28 protein-coding genes are annotated in these 26,236 nt (G+C 67.0%); 13 read left to right on the forward strand and 15 right to left on the reverse strand.

The window, feature by feature from the left end:
- The 5 genes from AC1DY5_RS06365 to AC1DY5_RS06385 form a co-directional block, all read left to right on the forward strand.
- Positions 1 to 992: FecR family protein (locus tag AC1DY5_RS06365; protein WP_478109782.1), on the forward strand; the 992-nt coding region annotated here is incomplete at its 5' end.
- Positions 993 to 1,046: 54 nt separating this feature from the next.
- A complete protein-coding gene (locus AC1DY5_RS06370; RefSeq protein ID WP_478109784.1) occupies positions 1,047 to 1,919 on the forward strand; it encodes a c-type heme family protein in 873 nt (290 codons plus the stop codon).
- Positions 1,920 to 1,932: 13 nt separating this feature from the next.
- Entirely contained in the window at positions 1,933 to 3,423 is a 1,491-nt protein-coding gene (locus tag AC1DY5_RS06375; RefSeq protein ID WP_478109786.1) for a serine/threonine-protein kinase, read from the forward strand.
- Between the two features lie 17 nt (positions 3,424 to 3,440).
- Entirely contained in the window at positions 3,441 to 4,709 is a 1,269-nt protein-coding gene (gene tagH / locus AC1DY5_RS06380; RefSeq protein ID WP_478109789.1) for a type VI secretion system-associated FHA domain protein TagH, read from the forward strand.
- Positions 4,691 to 5,431: a PP2C family protein-serine/threonine phosphatase gene (locus AC1DY5_RS06385; RefSeq protein WP_478109791.1), complete on the forward strand. Its 741-nt coding sequence runs from the start codon at positions 4,691 to 4,693 to the stop codon at positions 5,429 to 5,431. The genes tagH and AC1DY5_RS06385 overlap by 19 nt, the downstream gene beginning before the upstream one ends.
- Here AC1DY5_RS06385 and tagF read toward each other — a convergent pair.
- The 10 genes from tagF to AC1DY5_RS06435 all read right to left on the reverse strand — a co-directional run bounded on the left by tagF (position 5,395) and on the right by AC1DY5_RS06435 (position 16,084).
- Entirely contained in the window at positions 5,395 to 5,982 is a 588-nt protein-coding gene (tagF, locus tag AC1DY5_RS06390; RefSeq protein ID WP_478109793.1) for a type VI secretion system-associated protein TagF, read from the reverse strand. The genes AC1DY5_RS06385 and tagF overlap by 37 nt on opposite strands.
- The gene (tssM, locus tag AC1DY5_RS06395; RefSeq protein ID WP_478109795.1) at positions 5,976 to 9,299 is read right to left on the reverse strand and encodes a type VI secretion system membrane subunit TssM; all 3,324 of its coding nucleotides are present in this window, start codon (positions 9,297 to 9,299) and stop codon (positions 5,976 to 5,978) included. The genes tagF and tssM overlap by 7 nt, the downstream gene beginning before the upstream one ends.
- Positions 9,296 to 10,369, reverse strand: coding sequence for a DotU/TssL family secretion system protein (locus AC1DY5_RS06400; RefSeq protein ID WP_478109798.1), 1,074 nt, complete (start codon positions 10,367 to 10,369; stop codon positions 9,296 to 9,298). The genes tssM and AC1DY5_RS06400 overlap by 4 nt, the downstream gene beginning before the upstream one ends.
- Complete coding sequence (gene tssJ / locus AC1DY5_RS06405) at positions 10,366 to 11,568, reverse strand: type VI secretion system lipoprotein TssJ (RefSeq protein WP_478109800.1); 1,203 nt, start codon at positions 11,566 to 11,568, stop codon at positions 10,366 to 10,368. Before tssJ ends, AC1DY5_RS06400 begins: the two co-directional genes overlap by 4 nt.
- Before the next feature lie 152 nt (positions 11,569 to 11,720).
- Positions 11,721 to 12,326, reverse strand: coding sequence for an OmpA family protein (locus tag AC1DY5_RS06410; protein ID WP_478109805.1), 606 nt, complete (start codon positions 12,324 to 12,326; stop codon positions 11,721 to 11,723).
- A gap of 60 nt (positions 12,327 to 12,386) precedes the next feature.
- Entirely contained in the window at positions 12,387 to 13,121 is a 735-nt protein-coding gene (locus tag AC1DY5_RS06415) for a head GIN domain-containing protein (protein ID WP_478109807.1), read from the reverse strand.
- Positions 13,122 to 13,152: 31 nt separating this feature from the next.
- Complete coding sequence (locus tag AC1DY5_RS06420; protein WP_478109809.1) at positions 13,153 to 13,569, reverse strand: hypothetical protein; 417 nt, start codon at positions 13,567 to 13,569, stop codon at positions 13,153 to 13,155.
- Positions 13,553 to 15,148: a DUF4384 domain-containing protein gene (locus AC1DY5_RS06425; protein ID WP_478109812.1), complete on the reverse strand. Its 1,596-nt coding sequence runs from the start codon at positions 15,146 to 15,148 to the stop codon at positions 13,553 to 13,555. The genes AC1DY5_RS06420 and AC1DY5_RS06425 overlap by 17 nt, the downstream gene beginning before the upstream one ends.
- A gap of 27 nt (positions 15,149 to 15,175) precedes the next feature.
- Positions 15,176 to 15,499: a hypothetical protein gene (locus tag AC1DY5_RS06430; protein WP_478109813.1), complete on the reverse strand. Its 324-nt coding sequence runs from the start codon at positions 15,497 to 15,499 to the stop codon at positions 15,176 to 15,178.
- Positions 15,500 to 15,571: 72 nt separating this feature from the next.
- Entirely contained in the window at positions 15,572 to 16,084 is a 513-nt protein-coding gene (locus tag AC1DY5_RS06435) for a hypothetical protein (RefSeq protein ID WP_478109816.1), read from the reverse strand.
- Between the two features lie 254 nt (positions 16,085 to 16,338).
- Here AC1DY5_RS06435 and AC1DY5_RS06440 point away from each other — a divergent pair, with 254 nt between their 5' ends.
- Entirely contained in the window at positions 16,339 to 17,244 is a 906-nt protein-coding gene (locus tag AC1DY5_RS06440; protein WP_478109819.1) for an alpha/beta fold hydrolase, read from the forward strand.
- A gap of 10 nt (positions 17,245 to 17,254) precedes the next feature.
- Here AC1DY5_RS06440 and AC1DY5_RS06445 read toward each other — a convergent pair whose 3' ends face one another.
- From AC1DY5_RS06445 to AC1DY5_RS06455, 3 genes are all read right to left on the reverse strand, one after another.
- Complete coding sequence (locus AC1DY5_RS06445) at positions 17,255 to 18,094, reverse strand: caspase family protein (RefSeq protein WP_478109821.1); 840 nt, start codon at positions 18,092 to 18,094, stop codon at positions 17,255 to 17,257.
- A 5-nt stretch (positions 18,095 to 18,099) separates the two neighbouring features.
- Positions 18,100 to 18,669 (reverse strand): hypothetical protein, encoded by a 570-nt coding sequence (locus AC1DY5_RS06450; protein WP_478109823.1) that lies wholly within the window; start codon positions 18,667 to 18,669, stop codon positions 18,100 to 18,102.
- Between the two features lie 330 nt (positions 18,670 to 18,999).
- The gene (locus AC1DY5_RS06455) at positions 19,000 to 19,596 is read right to left on the reverse strand and encodes an RNA polymerase sigma factor (protein ID WP_478109825.1); all 597 of its coding nucleotides are present in this window, start codon (positions 19,594 to 19,596) and stop codon (positions 19,000 to 19,002) included.
- A gap of 124 nt (positions 19,597 to 19,720) precedes the next feature.
- Between AC1DY5_RS06455 and AC1DY5_RS06460 the strand changes: the two genes are divergently transcribed.
- The 6 genes from AC1DY5_RS06460 to AC1DY5_RS06485 all read left to right on the forward strand — a co-directional run bounded on the left by AC1DY5_RS06460 (position 19,721) and on the right by AC1DY5_RS06485 (position 23,560).
- Entirely contained in the window at positions 19,721 to 20,212 is a 492-nt protein-coding gene (locus tag AC1DY5_RS06460; protein ID WP_478109827.1) for an OmpA family protein, read from the forward strand.
- Positions 20,213 to 20,362: 150 nt separating this feature from the next.
- Positions 20,363 to 20,515: a hypothetical protein gene (locus AC1DY5_RS06465; protein WP_478109829.1), complete on the forward strand. Its 153-nt coding sequence runs from the start codon at positions 20,363 to 20,365 to the stop codon at positions 20,513 to 20,515.
- Positions 20,516 to 20,802: 287 nt separating this feature from the next.
- Entirely contained in the window at positions 20,803 to 22,521 is a 1,719-nt protein-coding gene (locus AC1DY5_RS06470; protein WP_478109831.1) for a tetratricopeptide repeat protein, read from the forward strand.
- Between the two features lie 228 nt (positions 22,522 to 22,749).
- Positions 22,750 to 23,043, forward strand: coding sequence for a hypothetical protein (locus tag AC1DY5_RS06475; RefSeq protein ID WP_478109833.1), 294 nt, complete (start codon positions 22,750 to 22,752; stop codon positions 23,041 to 23,043).
- A gap of 53 nt (positions 23,044 to 23,096) precedes the next feature.
- Positions 23,097 to 23,297: a DUF3606 domain-containing protein gene (locus tag AC1DY5_RS06480; protein ID WP_478109845.1), complete on the forward strand. Its 201-nt coding sequence runs from the start codon at positions 23,097 to 23,099 to the stop codon at positions 23,295 to 23,297.
- Positions 23,298 to 23,311: 14 nt separating this feature from the next.
- The gene (locus AC1DY5_RS06485) at positions 23,312 to 23,560 is read left to right on the forward strand and encodes a hypothetical protein (protein WP_478109836.1); all 249 of its coding nucleotides are present in this window, start codon (positions 23,312 to 23,314) and stop codon (positions 23,558 to 23,560) included.
- 619 nt (positions 23,561 to 24,179) lie between these two features.
- Here AC1DY5_RS06485 and AC1DY5_RS06490 read toward each other — a convergent pair.
- Complete coding sequence (locus AC1DY5_RS06490) at positions 24,180 to 24,548, reverse strand: hypothetical protein (RefSeq protein ID WP_478109839.1); 369 nt, start codon at positions 24,546 to 24,548, stop codon at positions 24,180 to 24,182.
- Between the two features lie 28 nt (positions 24,549 to 24,576).
- Positions 24,577 to 25,113 (reverse strand): hypothetical protein, encoded by a 537-nt coding sequence (locus AC1DY5_RS06495; protein ID WP_478109841.1) that lies wholly within the window; start codon positions 25,111 to 25,113, stop codon positions 24,577 to 24,579.
- Between the two features lie 394 nt (positions 25,114 to 25,507).
- On the opposite strand from AC1DY5_RS06495, the gene AC1DY5_RS06500 reads away from it, so the two are divergent.
- Positions 25,508 to 25,840 (forward strand): helix-turn-helix domain-containing protein, encoded by a 333-nt coding sequence (locus AC1DY5_RS06500; RefSeq protein WP_478109843.1) that lies wholly within the window; start codon positions 25,508 to 25,510, stop codon positions 25,838 to 25,840.
- Positions 25,841 to 26,236: the final 396 nt, after the last annotated feature.

The following is a 26,236-nucleotide window of genomic DNA, read 5'->3' on the forward strand; positions in this document are numbered from 1 at the left end:
ATGAGCAGGACATCATCGAGACAGCACCCGGCGCATTTGCCCAGATCGAACTCCCCGGGGGCGTCCTTGTCGGTATCGGTGAATCGACGCGGCTGATGCTGCGGCCTCGCGTTGGCAAGGGGCTGAATGAGCAGGACATCATCGAGACAGCACCCGGCGCATTTGCCCAGATCGAACTCCCCGGGGGCGTCCTTGTCGGTATCGGTGAATCGACGCGGCTGATGCTGCGGCCTCGCGTTGGCAAGGGGCTGACGGCGCCGTCGCTCTATCTGCTCGAGGGCTGGCTCAAGACCACCGCTAGCGGGGCCTTCGGCTACGTCAGCCCCAGCGTCGAGGTTGCGACGCAAGCCGCCGCCACCGTCATCTACACCAAAGGCGCGCAGTACGAGCTGTTTGTCGAAACTGGCACCGCCAAGCTGACGCCGCGCGATGGCACGCAGACGATTGCGCAACTGGCCAGCGGCGACTTCGCACAGCGGCGTGAAGGCAGCACACCGACGGTCGGGCCGCGCGCCACGCCCGAGTTCCTGAGCAAGCTGCCGCGCCAGTTTCGCGACCGGCTGCCAGCGCGCGGTGAGCAGTTCGCCAAGCGCAACGTCGCTCCCAAGGCGCGCGGCGAGGTCACGTACTCCGATGTGGCCGCTTGGCTGCGCACCGAACCGGCGCTGCGGCTTCCGCTGCTGCCGCTGTGGCAGTCGCGCGCGGCCGACCTGAACTTCCGTGCGGGCGCCAAGGCCGATCTGGCTCAGCACCCTGAGTGGGAGCGCTATGCCGACCCCGAGGGTTATGCGCGCCGGCTGGCCGAAGAGGCCGAGCGCCGCCGCGCTCGGGAGGCCGCGGCTGCGGCGGCACGGGCCAACCGGGCGGCTGCTGCTGCTGCTGCGGCCGCTGCTGCTGCCGCCGCACCTGCACCTGCACCTGCACCTGCACCTGCACCTGCACCTGCACCCGCAGCATCGGGCACCAGCGCCGGGCGGGGCACATCTCAGTGAACCGTTCCGCGTCCTGCCGCAACCCAGCGACTACTACCAGGACTGGAGAATTTCATGAGCCTTCTATTCAAGTTCAATCTGATCTTCCTGGTTGTCTTCGTTGCAGGTGTGGCCGGCTCGGGCAAGATTTCCTATGACCTGCTGCAAAGCAACGCCAAGCAGGAAGTGCTCAACCATGCGCGCCTGACCATGGAAAAGGCGATGGCGGTACGCGCCTATACCAATGACCAGATCCGTCCGTTGCTTGAAACGCAGATGAAGTACACCTTCCTGCCCCAGACCGTACCAGCCTATTCCGCCACGGAAGTGCTGGCGACACTGTCCAAGACCTTTCCCGACTACACCTACAAGGAAGCGACCCTGAATCCGACCAACCTGCGCGATCGGGCAGTCGACTGGGAAGCCGACATCGTGAATCGTTTTCGCACCCAGGCCGATCAGAAGGAGTTCGTTGGCGAGCGCGAGTCGGGTACCGGGCGGGCGCTCTACATCGCGCGCCCGATCCGCATCACGAACGCCGCCTGCCTGGCATGCCATAGCACGGTCGAGGCGGCGCCGCGCACGGTGATCGACAAGTACGGTTCGGCCAACGGTTTCGGCTGGCATTTGAACGAGGTAATCGGCGCGCAGGTCGTTTCGGTGCCGATGTCGGTGCCGCTGGCGCGTGCCGAACAGACTTTCAAGGTCTTCATGGCTTCGCTCGTCGGCATTTTCGTGGCCATCGGCATCGTATTGAATGTGATGCTCTACCTGCTCGTGATCCGACCGGTGGCGGCGCTGTCCAAGGTGGCCAACCGCGTCAGCCTCGGCGAACCCGATGTGCCGGAGTTCGCGACGCACAGCCGCGACGAAATCGGGACCCTGGCGCATTCGTTCACGCGCATGCGCCGCAGCCTCGATCAGGCCATCAAGATGATCGACACCTGAGGTCCGTACCCATATGTCGTCGCCCACCCATGTCGGTCCGTACCCGATCCGCGGGGTGATCGGCTCGGGCGCGATGGGCATCGTGTACCTGGCGCACGATCCGGGGATCGACCGCGCGGTGGCAATCAAGACGATCCACCGCCGCCTGCTCGAGTCGGGCGACGACATGAGCGTGGCGGCGCGCTTTCGTGTGGAAGCCAAGGCGGCGGGGCGGCTGACCCACCGCAACATCGTTTCGATCTACCAGTTCGGCGAAGACGAGGACTTCGCCTACATCGTCATGGAGTACGTCGCCGGACGAAACCTGCGCGACTATGTCCAGGCACCGCGCAAGCTCGAGGTGCCACAGGTGCTGTGCGTGATGATGCAACTGCTCGACGGCTTGCACTACGCCCACGAGCGCGGCATCGTGCACCGTGATATCAAGCCGGCGAATCTGCTGATTGCCGATGATGGGCGCCTCAAGATCACCGATTTTGGAATAGCGCGAACCGAAACATCGAATCTGACCCGCGCCAGTGCGATCGTCGGGTCACCCGGCTACATCGCGCCCGAGCAATACACGGACCGCGAGATCGACCGCCGCGTCGATGTCTTCTCGGCGGGCGTGCTGCTCTATCGGATGCTGAGCGGGGCGACGCCATTTGTCGGCACGGACGACGCCATCATGTACAAGATCGTCTACGAGCCCCACAAGCCGCTGAGCGAGGCGACGAACGACGCCGCACTCAAGCCGTTCGATGCCGTGCTGGACCTTGCGCTGGCGAAGGATCCGGCGCAGCGCTACCCGAGCGCAATGGCAATGCGAACGGCGCTGCAGGCGCTCGCCACCGAGACGCTGCCAGAGGTGCTCCCGGCCCACATCCTGATGGCGCCTCTCCTCGAAGACCTCGAGGCGAGCCCGACGGAGCGCGACGCGCCCGAGACCCCCGGGCCGTGCTCGCCCATTGTGCCGACGGTGCCCGACTCGGCGCGGATCCCCCAGGCGCCCTCGAAGTCGCTGCCCGGCACCAGCCCGCCTTCGATTCCCGCACCCACCGGATGGGACACCGCCGCGCTGGCCGAGGTCGAACGCGAACTGGCCCAGCACGTGGGCGCGGTGGCGCGCGTGCTGGTGCGTCGCGCCGCGCGTGGGTTGTCTACGCTGGCGGAAGTGCGCCAGGCCGTCGCCAGTGCGATCATCGACATTGACGCGCGCGAGCGCTTCCTGGCCAGAGCCGGCGTGCCGCCAACCCATGGCGCGGCCTCTGCAACAGCCTCTGGTTCCCAGGCCTCGAGAACCGGGGGCGCGGCGCCGAGCGGCGTGCCGATGCGCGAAGGCGATGTCGACAAGGCGGCCGCCGCACTCCTTTCCTCGCTGGGACCGATTGCGCGGGTCGTCGCGAAGCGCTGCGCCGCGAAATCGAGCACCCGCGAGCAGTTCGTTGCCAGCGTCATGGAACAGCTCACGCCAACCGTCGATGCCCGCCGTGTGCAGGCCGACTTGTGGCGAGCCTTGGGCTGAATCTGAACGGGCCCATCGTGATCGCGCTGCATGTCATACGCCGCCCCGGCGCCAGCGAGCCCGATGCGACGGCGCTTCCGCTGCCGCCGGAAGGCGTCATCATCGGCCGTTCTCCCGAATGCGACCTGGTGCTGGCCGACCCGCTGCGCAGGGTGTCGCGTCATCACGCCCAAGTCGCCATGGTCGGCCAGGACGCGCTCGTGCGCTGCATCAGCAGCAGCACCCCTCTGTGGGTGAACGACACGCAGCTCGCCCCGGGTGACCAACTGGCCCTCTCGGTGGGCGACTGCCTGCGCATCGGCGGGTTCGAGCTCGCTGTCGAGTGCATCGCGGCGCCGGCTGCTCCGCGTGCGCGCCTGGATCGCTGGTTCGATCTGGACGGCGCGCACGATCCGCTTGCTGCGCAATCGCCGCTGCCGGCCCTTGCGCCAGCGCCCGAGGCGGCGTCAGCGAGTGCGGTGGTGTCCTGGAAGACGGATCCGCTGGTCGTGCGAACCGGCACACCGATGGTGAAGAGTGCACCCTCGATGCCACCGGCTCCGCCGCCCTTGCAAGTCCCTGAGTCCGCGGAGCCGCCGCGGCCAACCACCGTATCGGCAGCCGGACCGACAGCGCACGCGCCTCCTTCGTCGGCTTCGGCCCCCGAGGGCGGGTCGCCGGATCTGACTGAACTTGCAGCGGCGTTCCGTTGCGGCGCCGGACTGGGCGGCGCCCAGGTGCCGCCGTTGACACCGGAGTTGATGGAACATCTGGGCGCGCTGCTGCGGGCGACCGCTGAAGGTACGCTCGCGTTGCTGAAAAGCCGTGCGGTCGCGAAACGCCACATGCGCGCCGAGGGTACGGTGATCGCGCCGCGTCAGAACAACCCCCTGAAGTTCTCGCCGGACGCGACCGAAGCGTTGACCCGGATGCTGCAGCGTGTCCCGAGCCCCGGCTTCCTCGACCCCGTGGCGGCGTTGCACGACGCGAATCGCGACCTGCTGGTGCACCAGGTGGCAATGGTCGCCGGCATGYGCGCTGCGGTGTTCGAGCTCTTCTCCCGCCTGGGTCCCGAGGCCGCCGAGAACGCGGAGGGGCCGCCGCGCGACATTCTTTCGCGCCTTCCCAAGCGCCGCGCCGCGGCCCTCTGGGAGCGCCATCGGCTGCAGCACGCCCACTTGCTCGAGCACTTGGACGACGACTTCGAGACCATCTTCGGACGGGAATTCCTGCGTGCCTATGAAGCCCAGTCGCGCGTCAACACGGACGCCCCACCGCCGGAGTCACCATGGCCAAACGCGCGTTGAACGTCTCGGTCGCTGCGCTGTCGCAAACCGGGCGGCGCGAGTGCAACGAAGACGCCTTCGGCTATTGGCAGGGCGCCGACTCCCTTGTCGCCGCCCTGTGCGACGGTGCGGGCGGACACGGCGGCGGCCAGATGGCCTCGCGCGTCGCCGTGACGCATGTGCTCGAAGCCTTCGCGCTCCAACCCGAGGTTAGCCCGAACGCACTGAAACGGCTTGTCCAAGGGGCCAACGACGCAGTGGTCGCTCAGCAGGTTGCCGGCACCATGACGGCCGACATGCGCACCACCATCGTCGTGCTCCTGCTCGACCTGCGCAGTGGCGCGGCGATCTGGGCCCATGCCGGCGACTCGCGCCTTTACCGCTGGCATGACGCCCGATTGCTCGGGCGCACCCGTGATCAAAGCCTCGCGCAGAGCTTGTGCGATGCCGGGCTGAACGCGAGCGACGCCGCCCCGGGGCAGCTGACTTCGGCGCTCGGCTCGCCCGAAGGCTTCGACTTCGAGATCCTGGAAACACCGCAGGTGCTCGCTTCCCGCGATGCCCTCCTGCTGTGCAGCGATGGACTCTGGTCGGCCTTCGACGATCTGGCGATGGAGCGCAGCTTGGCCGGCTGCAGCGGCATCCAGGCCTGGCTCGATCGCCTCGAAGCGGGTGTGCGGCGCGCCGATCGCAGCGCCCAGGACAACTATTCCGCGCTCGCGATCTGGTGCGAGGCCGGTTGAACATCGAGCAGTTCGAGCAGAAGTGCCGGCTCCGGTGGCCAGGCCCCAGGCCGCGCAACGACATCGTGTGCGGCGGCGAGCGGCCACCAGAGGCTGGCCGGCTCCGGCGGCCAGGCCTCGGCTGGTTTGAATTCCTGCGCAGGACGGGGCGGCAAGGCGGCGATCGCGGCCTCGAGCGCTTCGGGTCCTTCTGCGACAGCGTCGAGCAGCGACGCGAGCCGTGCGGCGCTTTCGTCCGGTGAAGGCGGCGCGTTGAAGCGTTCCACCAGCGTCAGCGGAAAAGCGCGTCCGACACGATCGTGCGACGCCGTGATGATGCCGCACCAGAACTCGCCGGGCGTCGGCAGCGCCAGATAGCGCCACGGCGCGAAGCTGCCCAGGCGTTCGCGCAGCGTGGCGGCGTCCAGCGTCGTGGCGGCGAGGGCGAGGCCACGCTGCAGCCAGCCATCCCAGTCGCTGCGCCACCGTGCGGGCAGGCCACGGCCGACAAAGTCGCCACGCGCGGGCAACTTGCCGTACCAGGAGACGCGACGCGATGGCGACTTCACCATGATGCCTGCGGGCAATGAAAACGTGCCAAGTCCCGGAGGGTCCAGACATCGGCGTCGGGTGTCGCGGCCGCGCTCGCCTCGACGTCGAGGGTGCGTGTGTCGACGACGAAGGTCAGCCGCGCTGGCGCGCCGCGCTCGCCCTTCCAGTCGCCGCGCAGCAGCACCCGGAGCCAGGCGAACGGACCTTCATGGATTTCGGCGCCGACCCCGGTCGGGCCGGGCGGCAGCACGCGCATCAGCACCTTTTGCGTCGAAGCCGGTCCGGGCCAGACCAATTCCTTGGCACGTGGCGGGCCGTTCTCGAAGCGCAAGAGCTGCCCATCGACATCGACGCTGAACTGCAGCAGTTCGGCATCCATGCGCTGCGGCGTGATGCGCAGCTTGAGTTCGGGCAGCGGCGCACCCTGGGGAAAGAACAGGCTGCCGATCGCCGCCGCCCGCTCGAATGCATCCGAATTGCTCGCATTGGCGCCTGCGCTGCGCGCTTTCCAGGGCCGGGTCGACGTGTCGACGCGTTCGGTCAACTGGTTTCGCCGGAATTCGTCGAACAGGCCACCGGGTCCGAACAGGCGCGCAAAGTCGGACGCTGCCATATCCCGCGTCGCGGTGGCAATGAACGGAAAGCGCTCGCGCGTCAACGTGCTGCAAGTCTGCGCGAGTTCGAGCAGCGCGGCGTCGAAACTTGGCTTGGCGCCACCGCGCGAGCGGATCAATGTCCCGAGGTCGAGGTAGAGCCTCCGCAGCGCCGTCGGCGCACCGGCGGCCTCGGTGCGCAAGGTCGCGTCGAGTTCGGCGCTTCCGGTCTCGTCGCGCTTGCCGGCGACCAGGGAGTGAAGGCGGTCAAGCGCTTGCGGTCCGGGGCCTGCCGCGTAGTCGCCGAGGGCGCCGAAGCGTGTCCGCAGCGTGGCGTCGAAGGCGATCTCGGCCGCGCTACCGCCCTGTGAGGTCGCGCTGAAGTCGTCGGCCAGGCGTGTCAGGAGGCGGCGCAGCGGCGAATCGGGCGCCGTGAGTTCAGTGGCCTGGCGCGAGGCGTCCACCGTATCGCTGCCGGGCGCCAAGGCAAGGGCATCGAGTTGGCTCGACCAGGTGGCGATCACGCGTTCGGCCTGGCGCTTGCCGACCTGCGTGGCGATTTCGCCTCGCCAGGCGCGGTCTTTCTGCAGGCGCCGTACATCGCCGCCGGTGTCGCCGAGCACCCAGTCCGCCTCGCTCGCGAGTTCATCGAAGGTCGGCTCGAGCGCCGGCGCCAGATTGCGTCGCCAGCCGCTGGCGCTCGAATGCGCCGGCATCGGCCCGGCGCTCGACGCTGCGAACAGAAGGGCGCTGGCCGCGCCGAGGCGTGTCGGCAGATCCTGTGGCGGTTCGGGATCGGGAACGCGTCGCAGCAAGCGCTCGTGCACGCGTTGCGCCAGCGGCAGCGCCGCGAGGGCGCTGCGCGCCGCGCGCACGCCGGCATCGTCGGGGCGCATCGCCTCGGGCAGCCCGCTGCGCTCGAGCAAGTTCTCGACATGGCGCGTCACCTCGCCGCGCTCGCCGGCGCCGCTCGCCTGTGTCAGCGTCTGCTCGACCCAGCCGTGTAACTCGCCGCGGGCCAGCCGTGCCGGATTGGCGAGCATCAACGAGGTGCGCAGCGCCTCGTAGCGTGTCGCGCTGTCCTCGGCCTCGCGCAGGTCGCGGCGCAATCGCTCGACGAGCAGCGGCGCCAGACTCCGATCGAGCATCTCGCGGTAGACCTGTTCCGCCGAGCGCGCCAGCCGCGGTCCCTGGAACAGCCCGAAGCCGAAGCCGGCAGGCGGCTCATCCGGATCGATGCCGTCGTTCGCGGCCAGATGCTCGAGCACCGAATAGAGCGGCAACACCTGCTCGAGACTTGCCGATTCCAGGGGACCGATGCGCCGGGTCAACTGCTCGACACGCGTGCGCACGGCGTCGACATAGTCGAGGTTGCGCCGGTAGCTCTGCCACCACAGGGCAGAGGCGGTGAGCAGCGCGGCACCGGCAAATGCCGCGCCGAACATGCCAGCGCGTCGACGCAAACGCAGCCGCTGCAACCGCTGACCTGCCAGGGGCGCTTCGGCGATCACCAGGCGCTTGAGCAGCGCGCTCAGGAAAAACGACTTGCCGCCGGCATCAGGGCGCGGCAGCGGCTGCAGCGCCAGGCCGTGGCTGCGCGCGAGTTCGCCGATCACCCGGTCGATCGGATTGCCCTCCTGCGTGCCACTCGTCAGCGCGATCGAACGCAGGCGTTGCGCCGGCGCGGCGGCAATGTCGGCGAAGGCCTCGCGCACGAAGCCTTCGAGAGGCGCGAGCAGGGCCTTGAACTGTGCCGCGAACGCGTAAATCGGCAGGCGGCGCTGCGGCGTGCGTTCTTGCTGCAGCAACTCGGGACTGCGCTGTGCCAGGCGCTGCGCGAGGTCGTCGAGGCGCGCTCCGAGATCGGCCGGGATGCCAGCAACATCGGCGTCAAACACCAGCCCCCAGAGCTGCTCGCGTTGCGCGACATCGAGATCGCCGAAGGTTTCGACGAAGCCGGCGAGCATGTCGGCCTTGGTCACCAGCAGGTAGATCGGAAAGGCGAGATCGAGCTCGCGGCGCAGTTCATCCAGACGCAATGCGACGGCTGCCGACTGGCGCGCGAGTTCCGCGCCGCCTTGCAGCAGGTCGGGCACGCTGACGCTGACGATCACGCCGTTGATCGGCTGCACTGGCCGGTGCCGGCGCAGGAGCGCGAGGAACTGCTGCCATTCCCCGGCGTCGACCACGACGTCGCTGTCCTGTGTCGTGTAGCGTCCGGCCGTGTCGATGAACACGGCGTCCTCGCTGAACCACCAGTCGCACTGGCGCGTTCCGCCAATGCCCGCGAGCGGGTCACGTCCCAGCTCTTCGGCAAGCGGAAAGCGCAGACCGGAATGCAATATCGCGGTGGTCTTGCCGCCCCCGGGCGCGCCGATGATCAGGTACCAGGGCAACTGCTGCACCTGTCGCCGGCGCTGCCACCAGCGATGTGTGCCTTGCGCCCCGACCCCCTGCCGCAGCATCGCGAGCGCCTCGCGGAATCGTTGGCTCAACTCGACGGTGGCATCGCCTGATTCGAGGCCCTTCAGCAGTCGCTCGTTGCGCCGTCGGGCCAGCAACACGCGCAGTCCGTGCAGGCCGACCAGCAAGAGCGCCACCAGCGCCAGCAAGGCCACGCGCGCGCGCATGCCGTCGAAGGGGTGCCAGCTGCCGAAGGCCAACAGCGGTGCCGCAAACCACAACAAGGCGCCTGCCGCACCGAGGTTGACGGCGCGTTGGACGAAGCGTGGCGAGGCCTTCATTCCGGGAACAGGACGATCTCGACGCGTCGCAGTGGCGCGCCGGCCGCGGCGTCGACGCGGGCCTCGACCGCCATCCGCTCATCGCCGAGTTGTGGCCGCAAGACGTCGGCGGCACCACGCGCCCATTCCATCGCCTGATGCCAGGCCGAGGGCGTGCGAGCCGTCGGGGGATCGCTGCCATCGGTGTAGCCGACGACGAGCACCTTGCCCGGCAGCTTCTTCAGCGCTGCGCCCAGGCGCGTCAATGGGCCGGTGGCGTCGCCGAGCGCGTCGGCGCCGATCACGACCACACTGCGCAGCGCCTCGTCGCGCACGGACAGCCGGCGCGCATCGATGTCGTCACGCAGGCTCGAGGCCAGCCGCGGTGGCACCGGCACCGCGCCCGCGACCTGCTGCGCGGCGACGGCGGGTGCCGGTACGAGTCGCTGCAAGGACGCCAGCACGCCGTCGACGCGCGCTGCAAGCTGTAGCTGGCTGGCGCTGTAGATGCCTACGGCAAGCACGCCGAGCAGCAGGACCGCCGGCAACGCGACGCGTGGCGCCCGCGGTGGGCTGGCCGCAGCGGCCGCGCAGTGCCACGGAGCCACCAACGCCGGAACCGGCGCCACCCGTTGCAGCGCGAGTTGCACACGCGCGCGCAGGATTTCATGATCGCGGCTGTCGGGCGCCATGCCCGCGCGCAGCCCGAGACTCAGGCAGGTATGGAAGAGTTCGAGCAGCGCGCGATGCTCGCTCGGCTTTTCGGCCAGCCGCGACAGCAGGCGCAACAGCTTGTCGCCGCCGTCGGCCTCGCCGTGAAAGCGCTGCAGCAGGCCGGCGCCTCCCGTGCCCCACGGCGCCGCGCCAAACTGCTCGTCGCCCCAGGCACAGAGCACGTAGCTCGCGGCCGCGACGCTTGCTTCGTCGACGCCTGCGACGCGCGCATTGGCTTCGAAATGGGCCACCACCGCAGCCAGCGTGCGGCGCAATTCGGCCGGGTCGACGGGCGTCGCGTCGTGCAAGCGTGCCACCAGGGCAACGAGGGGGAGGGCCTCGACGCGCAGCGCGAGCGCGGCGCCGGGTCGCATCATTTGACCCACCCCAGTTGCAGTTGGCGCGCCTGCGCGTCGAGGCGCGCGCGCGCCAATGATCCAACCGGCAAGGGCAGGACGGCACGCCACTGCGAACTCTCGAGTTCCCGAAACGCACCGAACACCGCGACGGCACGCGCGTCGCCGCGCAGCTCGAGGTCCAGCTCGCGCGCCTCGCCGGGGCGAAGGTACAGGCTCTGGCGCGCGAGCATGTTCGACCCGAGGGTCGCCTCGTCATCGTCGTAGAGGCTGTCGAAACTCGCCTTTTCGAACCCGCTCGCATCGCTGAGCACATAGACCCTCAGCGCCAACGAGGCCGATGCATCGCGCGCATCGGTGTTGAGGCTGCGTTGCGCCTGCACGAGCAGCTGCAGGTTGCGTTTCGGCCCGGCCAGCGCAGGCGCAGGACCGGGGTTGAACATGAAATTCACGACCATGGAGGTGTTGACCCAGGGAATCTGGCGCTCCGCGGTGTCGCGCAGCACCTTGATGCGCACGGTCTTCATCATTTCCTCGACATCCACGCCAGGGGTTCGCATCTCGGTGGCGAGGTAACGCGTGTAGATGCTGTTGCCGCCGACCGGGCCGTCCTCGGCGACGCGGCCGGGCGCAGCGGAGAAGGCAATGAGGGCACCCGGCGCCGCCATCTCGGCCAGGCCGTTGGCGTTGCGCGAAGCGGCACCGCGCGACGCGAAGGGGTCGTTGCGGCAGGCGTCGATGATGAAGATGCGGGCGCGTGCACGCACCCGATCGACATGCGTGAGCAGCGCTTCCTGCAGGTCGATGGCCTCGTCGCGCACTTCGGCCTCATCGCGCAACGCGATGTCGACCGGCAGCAGGAAGTTGCGCCCGCCGATCTGTACGCCGTGGCCGGCGTAATAGAAGACCGACGCGACCTGGTCATCGTCCATGCGGCGCGCGAATTCCCGCAGCACGCGCTTGAAGTCGCGCGCATTGAGATTGAGATGCTCGCCCACCTCGAAGTTGAGGCTGCGCAATGTCTGCGCGACCAGCCGAGCGTCATGCTCGGGATTGTTCAGCGGGATTTCAGGGTACCGTCCGTTGCCGATCACGAGTGCGACACGGCGTTGCCCAGGTGAGTCGACCATGGCCCGCTGCGGTTGCGCGAGGCCGGCCCGGCTCCACCACATAGGAACGAAACCGAAGCCAAGGCAGGCGAGCAGGCGACGGCGAATCATGGTGACGGCGGAAAGGAATGGATGCTACGGACCTCGAGGACTCCACTGGCGATCGCATGCCATTCTCGGTTGGGCGCTGCGGCGGCACAAGGGGAGGGCGGTGCCGCCGCAATCCGGCCATGGCACCGCCGTGGGCACTCCGCAACGACTGCTCAGGCGCCGCGGAACTGCACGCGACGGTTGATGGCGGCGTACGGATCGGTGTCTTCGAGCGGCCGGTCTTCGCCGTACCCGACGGTCTTCAGGCGCGCGGCGTCGATGCCGTGCTGGTGAACGAGATAGTCGCGCACCGCGCGGGCCCGATTGCGCGACAACTCGAGGTTGTAGGCCGCGCTGCCCTTGGCGTCGGTGTGGCCTTCGATCGTGACCTTGCTTCCCGGCGCCATCAGTTCGATGCCCTTGGCAAGCGCGTCGAGCTGGGTCCGTGCGGCCGGAAGGATCTCGGCGGAATCGAAGGCGAACCGTACCGGCAAGGACAGCGCCGAGGCGGCGGCTTTCGAGTCATTGCGTGCGACATGTGCGGTTTCCGAGGGACGCGCCGATGCATTCACCCGGGAACCCGCCGCCACCGCCGTGGCCTTCGCCGGGGCTGCAGGCGCATCGTCGAGCAGGCGGATCGAACGGGTGAGCACGTCCGCCACGTCCTGGGGGACCACGAGCTGGCCTTCGTGGTAGATCATGACCTTCTCGGCCCTCGCGGCGGGCGCGACCATTGCAGCGGCGGCGGCGAGGGCGAGGGTGCTGAGGTAGCGGATCATTTGAGGGCTCCTTGGGCGTTGGGGGTGATGCCCATGGGTTGCGTGCGCCGCCTGCCCGGTTCAATCTTTATCGATCGAGCCGATGCCGCGGATGGAACGCGTCACCGCCGGGTCGCCGTGATAGCGCACGTGGCCGACACCGCCGATGCGCACCGCCAGCGTGTTGCTGGCAGCGAGCTGCGCTTCGCCGTTGCCGTCGATGGCCACGTCGGCGCGCTCGCTCGCGAGCCTGGGTGCCGAATAAGTGCCAATGCCGGTGATGGAAAGTTGCTGCGCCGTCACTTTGCCGCCGCCGACCGTGACATCGCCGGCACCGGTGATCCGCACGTCGAGGTTGCGCGCGTTTTCCAGGCGCTCGAGGCGGATCGAGCCGCCGCCTGCCAGCACCAGCGCGAGCGCGTCGCTGCGCAGCGGTCCGATGCTGATCGCACCGGCGGTGCGCGACTCGAAGGCTCGCAAGGTCTGGACGCCAAGCTTCATCCGGATCGGCTGCTGGGTCTCGACCCGGCCGGGCGCAAGGCCGATGAGCAACCGCCGATCGTGGACCTCGGTCGTGATCTTGCGCAGCACCGCAGGCTCGGCCTCCAGGGTTAGCGACTCGCGTGGGCCCTGTTCGATGCTGACATCGCCGGCGACGGCAAATATGACCTCGTCGAAGTCGGCGACGCTGCGGGTTTCGGTGGCCGCCCGAGCGGGCCCGGAAGGGGTCGCGGCAAGAACCGCGGCGCAGCCGGCGGCAAGGGCCGCCGCCCGGAGCGACGGCGGTACCGGAAAGGCTTGGTTGAACCAGTTCATGACGGGGCTCCAGGCGGTGGCGATGGTGGCCTCAGCGCGGCAGCGCGAGGCTGGGTGGGGGCGGGGCAGGGCTGGCCAGGCAGGTCGTCCCGTTGAGATCGGCGGTGACGATCAAGGCCCTGCCATGGCGGTCGATCGCCACCATCTTTGCGCCCTGCCGTGCTTCGGCGTCGAGGGTGACCGGCCCCTCTTCGAACAGTAGGAAGCCGTTCTGCCAGCAGCGGAGTTGATAGGCGGCGGGTGCCTTCCTGCTCGCGGCCCGTGGCGCAGGCGCGGCCTGGGGAGCGACACGGTCGTCGCCACCGATTGCGCCGGCGCCTGCGGCCGCGCCGCGGGGCAACTGCAGGACCATGGCGGTCACGGCGACAAGGGCCACCAGGGACACCGCCGCCAGGCGGGCGCCGCCCAGCTTCGGACGATCGGGAAGGAAATCACTTGGCTTGTACATGGAAGTTCTCCTGGGCGAGCGTGCCGCCGCTGGCTTTGTCGAAGGCAGCGCGGATCATTTCGAGCGTCGCGCCGGGCAGGGGTTCGAAGTCGATGCCGACCAACGCCTGGGGCAATGAAGCCATCACGTCGCGCGGCGTTGCGAAGCAGGAAACGGTCTCGGGCACGCCCTTCGCATTCATCGAGAGCCGGAAGCGCATCGGGCCGGGCAACGTGAGCGGCTTGGCCGACGCGATTCGCGAGTCCTGCGCGAACCGGTTGGGGAAGAAGCGTATGACCTTGGCGTCCTCGTCCCGCAGATAGCAGTAGACATGGGCGTCCTGCGACGGCGCCAGGGAGAGGTTGATCGACTCCCCGCGGGCAAACCGCCTCTGCTGGTTCGGGGCCGCCACTGACAGCTTCAGTGGCGTTGCCGTTGGTGCAGGGGCCGTCGTCGGTGCGGTGGCTGCAGCCGTCGGTGATCCGAGCGTGGTGGCAAGCGCGCCAGGCGCAACGTAGCGTGCCGGTTGCGGTGGCCGCTTGATCTTGCTGTGGTCCGCGGCGAGGAAGGCGCTGAAGAATTTATCGTCGAGCACCGCCGCGTGGCTGAGGCCGAGCTGCTCGCGATAGTTGGAAATCGCCTCGTCCATGGCGGGATTGAATTCCCCGTCGATCGGGCCGTCGTAGAACCCGCGGTGGCGCAGCTGGTTCTGGAAGTAGGCGATCAGCTCGACGCGCGTCGCGGCCATTGCGCTGTACCAATCCAGCAGCTCGAGACGCGTCTCCTCATTCGCCTTCGGGTCGGCAACGCCCAGGCAGGACCAGTAGGGGGTTTTCGTCAGCTTGCCGATGAGCTCTACCACCGCCAGTTCGACCAGCCCGCGCAGCGCCTGCGACTGGCCTTCCGAACGTGCCAGGTTCATGCTGTAGTTGATGCCGAACTTGTGATACGCGGCATCGCCGTCGACGCCCTTGCCTTGCTTCATGATCACCACGGAATTGCGTGATGTGACGCCCGGCAGCACCCCCATGTCGCTGGTCGTCAGCACGCTCAGGTCGAGCGCCAGCATGCTGGTGGACGCGTCGTTTGCAACGCCGAGGTTGAGGTACGGGAAGTAGCCAATGCCGAGGTCCTTCTGGTTCTTGATCAGGTTCTCGTCGAATTGGGACACGGAGCCCTTGATGTCGTAGCGCGGAATCGCCTGGTAGACCGCCGTGGTTTGTGCCGCCGAGAGAAAGCTGACCACGTTCAACGTGTCCTTGCCGAACGCGACCAGGCGCACCGCGCGGCTGCGCCGCGACATGTCCGACACCGCCGAGATCAGCATGTCACGCGTTCCGGCGTTCAGCTTCTTCGTTTCGTCGTTAATTTCCTCGGTCAGCATCGTCACGTCGTGCACGCCGTAGTCGAGCATCAGCGTGTCCATGCAGCGCAGCGGCTGCGTAAAGCCCGTGATCGAGCGCTGAGGCCGTTGCTCAGGGCCAACGCGGATCTCGGCGGTCTGTTCGATGGTTGGTTGCTTGACCTCGAGCGCCTGGCAGCCCGCGAGTGCTGCGAGTGCGGCAAGCGCTAGGAAGCGCATGATGCGGGGCGGTTTCATGGCATCTCCGATCTGAGGAATTTCAATTCACTGGCAACCGCCGCGGCCGACGATGTTGATGGCATTGGGTGCGAAAACGAACACCTCGCGCGGCGCGGCTCCGATGCGCCCGCCCGTGTCGATGTTGCCGATGCTCTGGCTCCCGCAGGTGCCCTGGTTTTGATCCAGGGACTTCCCTTGTTCCTCGGCCTTGCGCTCCTGTGCGCCGATGCGGATCTTCTCCTTCGCGATCTTCGCGCGGAACCGCGAGTCGACCTCCAGCAGTTCCTGCCCCGCGAATGCACTGGCGCATGCGCCCAGCGTGATGGCGACAAGGATGATGCGGGAGGTGCGAACGAGGGTTGCATTCATGGTGGGTCTCCTGGCTGGAAAACCGCCAGCGCCGTTGGCGCTGGCGGACGAGGGGCGAAAGCGAAGCGCTGGTTACTTGGCGACTCCGATGCTTTGGGCGGCGGTGGACAGGAAGCCGCTTGCGCTGTTGTTCGAGCCGGTGGCGATGACGGTCGCGTTTGTCAGCTTGCCGTTGCCTTGTGCACCGCCGATCTGCTGGCTGGCCGTGGACAGGAAGCCGGATGCGGTGTTGCTTGCACCATTGGCTTGCACGAGCGAGTTGGTGACCGTGCCGTTGCCCTTGGCGAAGCCCACTTCCTGCGTGGCGGTGCTGAGGAAGCCCGAAGCCCTGTTGTTCAGGTTTGTGCCGACGACCGTGCTGTTGGTGATCTGGCCATTGCCCTCGGCGTGGCCGACGCTTTGGTTCGCCGTCGACAGGAAGCCCGAGGCGGAGTTGTTTGCGCCGTTGACGAGCACTGTGCTGTTGGCGATCTTGGAGTTTTGCTCGGACACACCGATGTTCTGACGCGCCGTGGCCAGGAAGCCGGACGAGTTGTTGTTGGCGTTGGTGGACAGCACCGTGGTGTTGGCAATTTCGCCGGCCATCGCGCCACCGAAGGCGAAACCGAGGGCGATGAGGATGGATGCTTTGCGAACGATTTGCATGATGATCTCCAGAGAGTGATGACAGGGGTTGAGGTTGGGCTTGCCGAATTGCTTGCCTTCCCGCCCATGGGTTGCGGCCAGTCCGGGATCGGTTCAAAGAGTTTTCGCGCGAATGGCGCGCGGTTGTAGGATCGCCCGCGATGCCCGACAGCGCGCCGCCTGATCCGCCTCCAAACCCCGCACGCCTGACTGGCTTGCGCGGGGCCTTCGACGCGCTGCGCAATTTGGGGTTGATGGGTCTCGGCTCGCCCGGTGCGAACGACTACGACAGCTTCACGGCCAGTGACGGCCACGTAGTTCCCGTGTGCGTGCTCGGTGGCGGGTCGCCGCTGGTGTTGGTGCATGGATTCGGATGCACGCATCGCGACTGGTTGCCAGTGGCCCGGAGGCTGGCGCGGCGCCATTGCGTGCTCGCCTGGGACGCACGCGGCCATGGCAGTTGCCGGTCGGTGAGCGGCAGCATCACGCTGGCGCGACTGGCGAACGATCTGGCCGAGGCACTCGACCACTTCGGGCTGCAGCGCTCGATCCTGGTCGGGCATTCCATGGGCGCGCTGACGTTGATGCAATACCTGCATCTGCACGGCACGCAGCGGGTGGCTGCGGTGGCGCTGGTCGACCAGTCGCCGCGCATCGTGACGGACGACGGCTGGCGACTCGGGCTCTTCGGCGGCTGCAGCGCGGCGATGCTGTCAGGGCTGATCTCTGGCGCGCGCCAGGATTTGGCCGGCACGATGTTGAACGAGGTCGGCGCGCTCGGAGGCGCCTGGTTGCAGCGCCAGCTGAGTGCCGAAGCCCCGCTCGGACGGATGCTGCGCCGCCGGCTGGGACGCATCGATGTCCGGCCGCTGCTCGACCTCGCCGAGTCGATGGCGCAGGCCGACTTCCGCGCTTCGCTGTCGCGCCTTGACGCGCCGCTGCTCGTCGTGCTCGGGGCGCGCAGCCCGCACTATGCCGGTGTGCCGCTCGATGGCTGGTATCGCGACACGGTGAAGCACGCGCAGATCTCGATCTACCCGCATGCCGGCCATTCGCCGCATGTCAGTGAGTCGCTGCGCTTCGTGCGCGAGCTCGAGCGCTTCATCGACGACCACGCGTGAGCGGCCTGGCTCAGCTGCCGCAGCGCCCCTTGCCGTCCGACTTGAAACAGAAGTCAGCCGTCAGGCTCGAGGACTCCCAGGGTACCTGCACGCGGCCGGTATCTTCCGCCACGCCGATACGCACCCGCTTGAAGAGTTGCTCGATCTGCAGCCCCGGTATCGACATGTTGGCCAGCAAGTGACGTGCATAGACGCTGTGCTCGCTGCTGGCGCTGTCGAGCGCCACGCCGTTCGGCGACGTCGAGAAGGCCACAAGAGTGCCCACGGGCGCATCGAGCGTCGCCAGGCCACCCGGCGTCGCGCCGCGGAATTTCAGGCGCCGCCCATCGGGGCCTACGATGACGCCGCCGGCGAACGGATTTACACGGCAGGCGTCGAGCACCACGATGTTGGCGCCGGTGCCGATGGCGCTGAGTCGGTCGACGAACTCGCCCACGTCCGCACTTTGCCGCTGAATGTCCTCTTCGGACTGCGGGTTGGCATCGATCGGCACCAGGTAGTTGCGACCCTTCACCTGAACCCCGTGGCCGGCATAGAACAGCACGCGAACCGCCGCCTTCGGCGCACGCACCGAAAACTCGCGCAGCGATTCGATCAGGTCCGGCAGTCGCGTGTTCTGACGCAGGGTCACGTCATAGCCAAGGCCGCGCAGCGCCGCCGCGACCGCGACGGCGTCGCCCGGCGGGTTCTTCAGCGGTGCGGCGCGGTAGGCGCCGTTGCCAATCACCAATGCGATGCGCGACCCGGCATCGTTGGCAGCGATCGGGGCGCTCATGGCCGGACCGAAGGGCAGGGCCGCGGCACCCAAGGCGCCGCGCAGCAGCGCACGACGGGTCAGCAGTGCGGACATGTCGGCTACTCCCGGGGCGGTACGCCAGGTGCGAGCGCCGCGGCCTGAACGATCGGGGCGGCCTTCACCCGGGCGAGCGCCGCCGCTTCGCTGCCGGGCGGCACACGCAGGTAGTAATCGCCGAGCTGGCCAGGGCCGCCGGCCAGTTCGCCGTGAACCTGGATCGTCAGCATGCGGATGTCGGTTTCCTTGGCATCCGGCGCGAAGTTGATCTTCAACATTGGGCCCTCTTCGACGCGAACCGCGTGCAGCGCGCGGATTTCGTCGGCGCTATCGCGGGCGTTGCCAAGCATGTTCACGATCACGCCACTTTGCACCGCCACGACCGCCAGCGCGCCCAGCGCCAAGCTCGGGCGCATGCCGAGGTTGCCGAAAAAGGCGCTGATGCGCTCGGCCAGGGTCGGACGGTCGCCCTGGATCAGGCGCATGGTGCGGGCCAGGCCGATCGTTGCCGGCACGGCCGGGGCGTTTTCCTGCACGCGCGCCTGCAGTGAGCGATACCAGTCCAACTCGCTGCGGGCCTCGGGATGCTGTTCGATGTATGCGTCGACCCAAGCGCGGTCTTCGGCTCCCAACGAGCCGTTGGCGTACCAGGGGAGGAGTTCTTCGAAGCGTTCTTTCATGATGACCATGCTCCCGTGGCAACGGTCACGCTATTGCGGCGCGGTAGCGATGAAAAGATTGCGACCATGGTGACCACCAGAATTCTTCGCCTCTCGCGAACCTGTGACTGACCCGACCGTTGTCCCGACTGCGGCGTGCTCACACAATATCAACTTGCGCGACCGACCGCACCGAGACCCCGATCTACCTGCACGGGGCATGCCCGTGTCGGCTCTGGGTTGCCTGAGTTCGGCGAACGGTTCAAATTTATTTTCGCGCAATGGCCAGGTACGCCACAAGCTTCAGGATGCGAGAGCGCCTCTCGCGTCAGGGGCACCACCCTCGCTGCGCAGCAGCGCCTGAAGGCAATTCTTGATCTTCTGGCGGGCGTGGAACAGGCGCGTCTTGACGGTGCCCTCGGGGCAGTTCTGTACTTCTGCCACGTCAGCCAGGCTCATGCCCTCGTAGAACACCAGGTGGAGGCATTCGCGATGCTCGTCCGACAGCTTGCCCATGCAATGCTGTACGCCTTCACGCCGTTGCTTGTCAGCCAGCTCCGCGTAGCCGTCCGGCGTGTCGGATGCAGTGGTCTCGGCGATGTCTTCGAGATCCCCATGCACCTCGTCAGGCCGCCGCGCACGGTGGACCATCAGCGCTTTTCTGCGCGCAATTCCGATGAGCCACGTGGAAAACTGCGAATCGCCGCGAAAGCGGTCGGGGTGGCGCCAGACCTCGTAAAACGAGTCCGCCAAGACTTCCTCGGCTCGCGCGTGGTCGCTCAGCATGTTGAGCACATACGCGTACACCTTGCGGCTGAACGCCTTGTACAGCTGACGAAACGCTGCCTGGTCTTCGCGGCCGATTCGTACCAGCAGCTGGTTGACCTCGTCGTTGTCCATGCGGGCGGGGGCGGTGCGGTGGCGGTGGCGGTGACGAAATATAACGTTTCTGTCCGATTCATAGCGAATCTCATCGCTGGGGTACCGGCATCTGCATTTGTAAAGATGACAGAGCGTTCACAGTTTGGGCCTGCAGATCCCCTTCGGGCCTGCTCCGCGCGTGGCGCAGGCGGCCCCGCCGCCGGCCCCGCCCGCGGCAATGCCGCCGCCGGCAGCGCGCAACTTTGAGCTCAAGGCCGACGGCACGTTCGCGTTCGCCAAGTCGGACTTGACGCCTGCCGGCCGCACCCGCATCGACAACACGCTCGCGGAGCTCAAATCCTCGGGCATCCGGCTGCGCGCGATCTCCATCGTCGGGCACACCGACCCGATCGGCAGCCTCGAGTTCAACAATCGCCTGTCCGTAGCACGGGCCAACTCCGTGCGCGACTACCTGGTAAGCCAAGGTGTGCCGGCCAACATCATCCAGACTGAAGGACGCGGCCCGGCGGAGCTCAAGATCACCGAAGCCGAGTGCAAGGCACAAGGCAAGGCGAGGAATCGCACCGAGCTCATTGCCTGCTTCGAGCCGAACCGGCGCGTGGACATCCGGGCCACGGGCGAGCAGCCTGGCTAGGGCGCGATCACTCAAATGCACGGGACTGGAGTGAGAACACCGTCGACTTACCCGCTGACGATCACACTCCCAGTCAAGAGCGATAGCCAGATATCCTGAATCCGTGAGCCTCAAAGCTCTGCGGACCGATCCTGGGTGCTTTGTCGCACCGTGACCGAGCCATTCGACTGCCCGATGCTTGGCGGTGCCGACATCAACGCGATGAAGTCGTCGACATCACGGGTCGATGGTCGATTGGGGTTGGTTGTGCGTGCGCAGGCCCACGCCGCAACCTCGCTGGAACGCGATTTTCTGGATCCGTGAGTTCGTGAGGCCGGTGATCGGCCGGCTGCTCTCAGCCGCAGGCAGCGAAGAGTTCCGCGTGCAGCCGCTGGAAGGCCTTGGCCGCGCGATCGTTGGCGGTCCGAGGATGACGCGCCGGCCATGCTCGATGAGGCGACCGGCGCGATAGACGAATGCATGACCGTCTTGAGGCGCCGGCGCTTGGCCGCATGGCGTACCGGCGCATCGGGCCCCTGCGCCAACGACGGCATGACGATGGCATGACAATATCCGGCTCCTGCGTTAACGCCAAGCTCAACCGAACATCGATGTCCAAGACTCCCCGCCGCAAAGGCCAGTCCCCTGTTCCCAGCGCCGACCAGTTCGCGGCCGTGCGTCGCGTCGCGGACGCTGGCGACTTGCCGAAAGCGCGTCAGCGCCTCGCCGCGCTGCGCAAGTCCTTTCCGGCGTTCAAGCCGTTGTTGGGCCTGGCCTGGGAGGTCGAGGACCGTTGTGGGGAGCCGATGCTCGCCTCGGCACGTGCGTATGAATGGCAACGCGCGGCGCCCAACAGCCGCGCGGCGGTCGAAGCGCTGTGCGAAAGCGCCCGTGCGGCGGGCCTGGCGGCGGTCTACGCGCGCGCCGTCCAGCGCCTGCGCGCTCTGGACGGTCAGAGCGCACTGCCACCCATCGATTTCATCGACGCGCCGTTGGGACCGCTGAGCCTCGAGCAGGCGGAGGCGATCGACTTGTCGCGCATGCACCTGGCCGATAGCGACCCGTTGGCGGCGGCTGCCGTTCTGAAGGACGTGGACCACCCTTCGGCGCGCAACAACCTGGCGCTCGCGCTGTTCACTACCGGCAACCTGTCGCAAGCGCGCGCGATAGTCGAGGCCAACTGGCAGGCCGAACCCGCCAACATGTTCGCGCTCGAGCGAGCCCTGCGCTGGCGCTGCTGGGCCGAGGGTCTCGATGGCTGTCTGGGTTTCGCCGCCACCTTGCAACATGCCACTCCGTGGCGCGCCGAAGACGCGATTGCGCGAGTTGCCGCGCTGCGCTTCCTGGACGATGCCAAAGGCGCGCGCCTAGCCTGGGAGGACACTGCGAATGCGCCTTACTGGGACCATGCCAGCGACGATCAGCGCACGATGTTCGAGGCCCTGGGTGAATCCGCAGCCGAGCTGCCCGGCGACAGTGCCCTGTGGTTTCCGGAGTCCTGGGTGCGCACGATGGCTGCGCTCGCTCGCGAAGGGCGCGGCGGCCTGGACGGACACCAGCCCTGGGACGCCCGAATCGACGGCTGCGACGCGCACACCGACTACCTCACTCGGGCGGCCGAGCTGGGCGATGCGGTGGCGCGCCTGCTGGCACTGGCGGTGCTCAAGCGGCGCGCGCGGCTCGCCGACGGTGCAGCGCGCGCGAGCCTGCAAATGCTGCTGAAGCGCCCGTGCGGGCCCGACTCGGTGCGCATGGACATCTTGAAATGGCTGGTCGAGCAGGGGCTGCGAAACCGGGACGAGCCGGCCGAAGTCTGGCTCACAGGGAGCCTGCGCACGATCCGGTCGTACGGCCTGAACATCACCAGCGAGCCACGCCCCAGCCCCTTCCCACCGCTGGGCACGGCGTTGAACGAGCGCGTTCACAAGGCGATCGGGCGGGGCGAGTTGCACGAAGCGCTGGCGTTGGCGCGACAGTTGCATCAGATGCACCCAGATCAGCCTTCGGCGCTGACCAACTTGGCTGCGATAGAGGAAGGGCTGGACCACCCGGCCGCGGATATCGTCGAGCTGTATCGCCAGGCGCACGCGCTTGCACCGGACTATCTGTTCGCGCGCTGCGGGCTTGCGCGCTGCTTGGCCGGCGAAGGAAAGATCGATGAGGCGAGGAGGCTGCTCGACGGCCTGCTCGAGCGCGAAGAATTGCATCGCAGCGAATATCGCAGCTTTCTGCTGGCGCAGCGTGCGCTGGCCTTGGCAAGCGGCGAGCACGAGAAAGTGCGAGCCCTGGAGGCGTCGATACTCGATTTGGAGCACAGCTTCGCCAAATGAGGGTCGTGTGCTGTCCGCGCCACGGTCCGGCCAGCGTGCAACGCGCTGCCACAGCGCCCCACCAACGGGCATATTGAGGTGATCTCGGTTTTCGGGTCGCGAACAAGTTGGTGCACCTAAACACGTCCGGCAGCCCGTCTTCCACGGCCTGCGGGAGGACAAGCCGGCCAAGGCTGTCGTGCGCGAGGTGCCGCTGCACCTTCGCCGCCGGCGCCGAGGTCCAGCACCATGACCACCATGCTTGATCTTGCGAAGCTCAAAGATCGCATTCGCGCATACGTCCTCGTGCGCGGTATTACGGACGGAATCTCCGAGTACCGGGAGGACGCCATCTTTCCGCTTCAGACGGTCGCAACGACGGGTTCGGTCTCCCGGGGCGACTTCATCAGGATGACCGGCCTGGAAGAGCGCACAGCTCGCAAGGTCGTGTCGCGCTTCTTGGCCGACGGGCTGCTTAAAAGCGACGGCCACCGGGCAGAACTGAGCATCGGGTTCCCGATGGCCTCGCTCAACATCACGTAGGAGCCGGCCGAGGCCGCGTGCCCGTCGAGTTCGTCCTCTTGCAGCGGTCAGCTATTCGAGAGCTGCCGTGGCGGCCTCCGGATACAGGTTCGGGAACAGAGACACACGAGGTCCGCTACTGGACGCAGGCCCTCGGCGTGTCGGAGGAGAAGCTCCGGGAGGCCGTGGCGGCCGTCGGTGTCAGCGCCGACGCGGTCCGACAGCATCTGGGAATGCCTCAGAAGCAGGATGGCTGCATCCCGCCATCTTTCTGAGGAAGCTTCCCCACATGACCGACCACCTCCGCTCGATCGCCGTAACAGTAGACGAACCGGATCCGGGCGTCTCTCATTGGGTCTTGATCGAGAGCACTGAGGATGCGTCGGTCTACGAGGAGTTCGAAGCCTCCGAAGGGAGCTACGACAGCTGGACGCACGCCTTGCGACAGGGCACGGAGCGACTGACGGCGTTGGCGAACGAGTCGCCGATGCAAGGGTTCGAGCACGCTGACCCCGTTGGCGGGCATTTAGTCGTCTGACCGCGAAGGAGTGGTTGCCGCGCCGGCGTCGAATGCTGCCTGAAGTTCTGTCAGGGTTTCCCTTGCATGTTCGATAGCGGTAGCGAAGTCGATTTCGCCGACATGGACGACGTCTTCATTGCTGAACTTCCAGTGAGCGCTCTTGTATTACCGTGGTCAACTCTAAATGAGGGGTTGCCACGGCGCGTTGGCTCGACTCCACGACGTGGTGCTCGAACAAAAGGCAGGCCGACGAGCCCGAGAAATATACGCCGGAGTCACGCAGGCCTGCCGGTGGCTGAAGCACGGGGGATACGCCTGGCGGTATAGCTCTAGCATGAAGTTCTTCAGCCGCCGACATTCGACAGGCCGAAGGCGAACGGCTGCAGCCAGTCCTTGAGCTGCCGCTCGACTGGCGCGGCCCGAGAACTGTGATGGCCCCACAACCGGACCTTCACGCCGGTCCTTCAGTTTTCGCATCCACCCGACCCTATGGCCTCTGAAGATTCAACTTGGCGCAAACATCCTTTCGAAGTCGGTCAGTCGTATGTGACCCGTCAGTCTTTCCGAGGTCCGCTCGACGCGGCGTTTGTCGCCGGCAGGCGCTACGAATCCTCGGCACGTCGTCGAAGCCCTGGCCCTAACTCGCAATGAGGACACGGACAAGAGTGGCGAGGAAGCCTGCAGCAACGGATGTGGCGACGGCCGTCGTTACCAGGTCGGGCGTCCCTTCGTCCACGTTTTGCCGCGTCGGCGTAGCGTTGGAATTGGGTTGCGCCACCGCTTCAAAGGCGGTGCTGAACGGGCTATAGAGCGCCCCACCGAGGCTTTCCGGGCCAGATCCATCGCCCTGAACATCAACACCCGCTGATTGCTCGATCACGCGAGCTTTGATGGAGGAGGCGTTTTCGGCTTCGGCCGCCAACAGCAGTTCACCTGGGAGCGCCGACAGCGCTGCCAGGCAAAAGCCTGCCAACGCTCGGCGCGTTCCACGCTTTTTTTTCGACACGGTGCACTTCGGATTGCCGAGACCGCCGCTACTGCTTGCTGCCAGTCGCCTTGTGCGCCTGATGATTGCCGAAGACTAGCGGGGTGGCCGTATCGCATTTGAGCGCGGGAGTCGTCGACCCCTCCAGGGTGATGATGACCAGGGCAGTGTCTTTGGTGCCAGGCTCTCCGCCGTCGGTGAACGTGAATGTTATCGACGCAGGCTGACCATTGAAGGTGCCGGTGCCCGCTCCCTCGAAGGTGTCGAAGGGCGCATCTGGAGGTTGTTGGATCGCCTCAGTGTTGGTGCACAGGGCCTTCGTCAACGTGGTCAGATGGAAATTGTCGCCACCGGAGAAATTGATTTCCAGATTGTTTGGCTCTGCCGGGCTGGGCTGCTCGTCGGTTTTGCAATGCAACTCGAACCCGTGCGTCACCCTCTGCTGCCCGGTAGCGAGTTCACTGCAGAAAAAGCTTCCACCACCCGTCATTCGGCCTTGCTCGTGCGCCCATGCAGAGCCCAGCATCATCATCGCCGCCGCTGCCGCGGAGGCGCAGAGCACTGTCTTACCATGAGGCTTGTCCATGATCTTCCCCTTGCCCCGCCACGGGCAGTGATTACCAGGGCCAAAGCCCCCACTTCAGGAGGTTGAACAACCAGGCGCAAAGGCCCGTCGGGCCCAATTGTTGTACGCCTCAAAGAGCCCACTCTCCATATCACGAATGGCCTATCGATGCTGAGCTTCGCGGCGCTCAGAAACACCTTCAAGGCGTCAGCGAGTTCAGGTGCGCACTTTGGGGCTCACATCCACCAGCATCTCCCGCACCTCAAACCAGTGGTTGCCGTCGCCGTAGGCTCGAGCGTCCAACGGTTTTCCGGCGTGTCGGAATGCCACAGCCCGTTGCCAGCGCGCACCGGCACGCCTTCGACGGTGAGCTGCCAATGGCCCGGCAAGGTGCGTAGTGCAGCGCGCCTGGGTCATGGCCAGCGGCTCCGTCATCAACGAGGCATGGCTGCCGCTTGGCCAAGGCGGCTCGCCGCCGCCAATGACCCCGACGATCGCATTCAACCATGCGCCCGAGTGGCCGACTGTGGACAACGACGAACTGCCCGACGCGATGCTCTCTGCGCTCGAAGTCGGAGAGCAGCAGCTGATTGTCGAAATCGGGACCCCGCTGGCCGAGATCGAGCAGCGCGTGATTCTCGCGACCTACGAGCGATGCGGTGGCCAGAAGGAGCGTACCGCCGCCCTGCTCGGGATCAGGATCAGCATGAAAACGCTCTACAACTGGCTCAAGGCATACCAGTCATGAGCCGCGGACTCGACGGCGCCGGGCGCCAAGTGCGCTTTCCCCCCGGTGCCCCCGACACACTCTGCGCGCCTGAGGCCGCACGCGAACGCTCATGCATTTTCGCGCGAACGCCAGATTTGGAGCTCCCGGCGCAAGGACTGAACGGGAGAGGGCGTGGGCATGCCGTTTGCCACCCTCAGCCGGGTGCCAGTCTCGCCCATCCAGCCGTCGACCTTGACCCCCTCGTTCAGCACATTGGCGCCCGGCCCAGCCAGCTCAATTCCCTGCCGATGGCGCGCGGGCCCACCGCGTGTCGGCGATCGGCGTAATCAGGCCACTTCAGAGTCGGCGTATTCCGGCCACCTGAGGCCAGGCGACGGCGTGCTGGGAGTCGGCATATATCGGCCAGCGCAGAGT

Source organism: Variovorax sp. P4_D9, from assembly GCF_056401695.1.